Origin of the sequence: Protofrankia sp. CiP1_Cm_nod1, assembly GCF_920888515.1 — a bacterium.
Taxonomy (GTDB): Bacteria; Actinomycetota; Actinomycetes; order Frankiales; family Frankiaceae; genus Protofrankia.
In genome coordinates this window covers 1-2,538 of sequence record NZ_CAKKTM010000217.1, presented here as the reverse complement: position 1 = coordinate 2,538, position 2,538 = coordinate 1, and the positions used below count along the sequence as shown (strand labels likewise).

Sequence of the window (2,538 nt, the reverse complement as noted above, 5' to 3'; positions counted from 1 at the left end):
TCGGAGTGAACCGGGAGCTGTGAACGCGGAGGGTGTGGGAGAAGGGCGGTCCGTTCCGGGCGGGGCGGTGCTTGCCGTGGTGGTGGCGCGCGGCGGGGTCCTGCCGCTGGGTGCCGAGGAGAGCATCGCCGAGGCCGACGGGCAGGCGTTGATCATCGGCGGCGGGGCCAAGGAGGCGGCGCAGGCGGTCACGGGCGCGTCGGCGCTGTGGTGGAGCGACACCGGCCCCGGGCTGCGGGCCGGCGCGCTCGCCCGGGTGCTCGTCGGCGTGCTCGCGGACGTCCCGCTGCTGCTGCTGCCGGCGTCCCCGGACGGCCGTGACCTTGCCCCGCGGCTGGCCGCCGCGCTCGACCGCCCGCTGCTCGCCGGCGCCGTCGCGGTCCGGCGGGACGCCGACGGGGTGGTACGGGCGCAGCTGCCGAGGCTGGACGACCGGCTGCTGCTCACGGTCGAGTGCGCGCGGCCCGCGGTGGCGACCCTGTTGCCGGGCGTGCGTGCGGTGCCCGCGGCCGGGCGGCATCCCGGCCCGCGGGAGCTGCCCCTGCCGCCGCTGCCGCGGCTGCCGGCCGCACTGTCCTCGTCGGCCGTGTCGGCCTGGGCGCGTGATGTCGAGGTCGTCGAGGTGCTCGAGCCGGATCCGGCGACGATGGATCTCGCCGAGGCCGGCCGGGTCGTCGGCGGCGGCGCCGGGCTGGTGCCCACCGGGTCCGGCGCGGGCCAGGGGCGGGCGCTGTTCGGCCTGCTCGCCGCCGTGTCGGCGGCGCTCGGCGCCTCGGCGGGGGCGACCAGGGTCGCCAGTGACGCCGGCTGGATCGGCTACGACCGCCAGATCGGCACGACCGGGGTGACGGTCGGCCCCGAGCTCTACGTCGCGTTCGGGATCTCCGGCGCGAGCCAGCATGTCAGCGGGCTGGGCTCCCCCCGGCACGTGGTGAGCGTCAACACCGACCCGTCCTGCCCGATGACCGCGATGGCCGATCTCGGCCTGGTCACCGACGCCCGTGAGCTGCTGGTGGAGCTGGCCCGGCGGTTCGGCGTCCCCGTCCCCGAGGAGGTCCGGCCGTGACGGCAACACCTGCCGTGTCATCGGCAACGCCCACGGGGCCCACGACGTCCCCGGGGCCCCCGGCGCCCGCGGTGTCGGCGTCACCGGCGTCGTCCGGCCGGCCCGTGCTGTCCTTCGACGCGGTCGTTGTCGGTGCCGGCCCGGCGGGGTCGTCCGCCGCGCTCGAGCTGGCCCGGGCGGGCCGGTCCGTCGCGCTCGTCGAGCGGGGGCCGTTCCCCGGGTCGAAGAATGTCTACGGTGGTGTGATCTACGGCCGGGTCCTCGACGAGGTCCTCCCCGCCTGGTGGGAGGAGGTGCCGGTGGAGCGCTGGGTGGTGCGCCGGTCAACGATGATCATGACGCCGACGCGTTCGCTGTCCATCGACTACCGCAGCGAGGACTGGGGTGCCGCCCCCTACAACGGGATGACCACCTACCGGGCGGACTTCGACAGCTGGCTGGCGAGCAAGGCCGTGGCCGCGGGCGCCTGGCTGATCACCTCGACCGTGGCCACCGGGCTGCTGCGCGACGCCGCCGGGCGGGTCGTCGGCGTGCGCACCGACCGGGCCGACGGCGACCTGCGCGCGAAGGTCGTGATCGCCTGCGACGGGGTGAACTCGTTCCTGGCGAAGGAGGCCGGCCTGCTGCCGCGGGCCGACGCCGCGCACCACACCCTCGGCGTCAAGGAGGTGCTGGCGCTGCCCGGGGAAGTGATCGACGAGCGCTTCGGGGTGCGCCGCACCGAGGGCGTGGACATCGAGATGCTCGGCTGCACCCGCGGGATCCCCGGCGGCGGCTTCCTCTATACCAACGCGGACACGGTCAGCGTCGGCGTGGTGCTCTCCCTGCCGCACCTGGCCGCGGCGAAGGTGCGTCCCGAAGAGATCATCGCCGATGTGAAGACGCACCCGGCCGTCGCGCACTACCTGCGCGGGTCGACGGTCAAGGAGTACTCCGCCCATCTGATCCCCGAAGGCGGCTACGACGCGATGCCGAAGCTGCACGCCGACGGGCTGCTCCTCGCCGGCGACGCCGCCGGCATGACGCTCGCCGCCGGCATCTGGCTGGAGGGGGTCAACTTCGCCATCGGCTCGGGGCTGGCCGCGGGCCGGGCCGCCGCCCGGGCGGTCACCGCCGGTGACGTCTCCTCGGCCGGGCTCGCCTCCTACCGGTCCGACCTGGCGGGCCAGTTCGTGCTGGCCGACCACAAACGGCTGCGCGGCGCGCCCGAGGTGATCCTCTCCGAACGGATCCAGCAGCGGTATCCCGGCCTGATCACCGACATCGCCGAAGGGGTGTTCACCGTGACGAACCCGACGCCCAAGCCCGGCCTCGCCCGCCTGCTGCGGCGGGCGGCGAGGCGCAACGGCGTGAGCCTGCGCGAGCTGGCCGCCGACGCCGCCCGGATCGGCCGGGTGTTCCGATGAGCCGCCTGCCGCTCGGCCTCGTCAGGGACCGCCGCCGGCCCGGCCGGGCAGCCCCGGCGGCCGCAC

2 protein-coding genes are annotated in these 2,538 nt (G+C 75.8%); both read left to right on the top strand.

Going from position 1 to position 2,538, the window contains the following annotated elements; all coding sequences use genetic code 11:
• Nucleotides 1-1,066: mycofactocin-associated electron transfer flavoprotein alpha subunit (locus NBX02_RS10005; protein ID WP_445548349.1), on the top strand; the 1,066-nt coding region annotated here is incomplete at its 5' end.
• A complete protein-coding gene (locus NBX02_RS10000) occupies nucleotides 1,063-2,472 on the top strand; it encodes an FAD-dependent oxidoreductase (protein WP_250291068.1) in 1,410 nt (469 codons plus the stop codon). The genes NBX02_RS10005 and NBX02_RS10000, both read left to right, overlap by 4 nt.
• The last annotated feature ends 66 nt before the right edge of the window (nucleotides 2,473-2,538 follow it).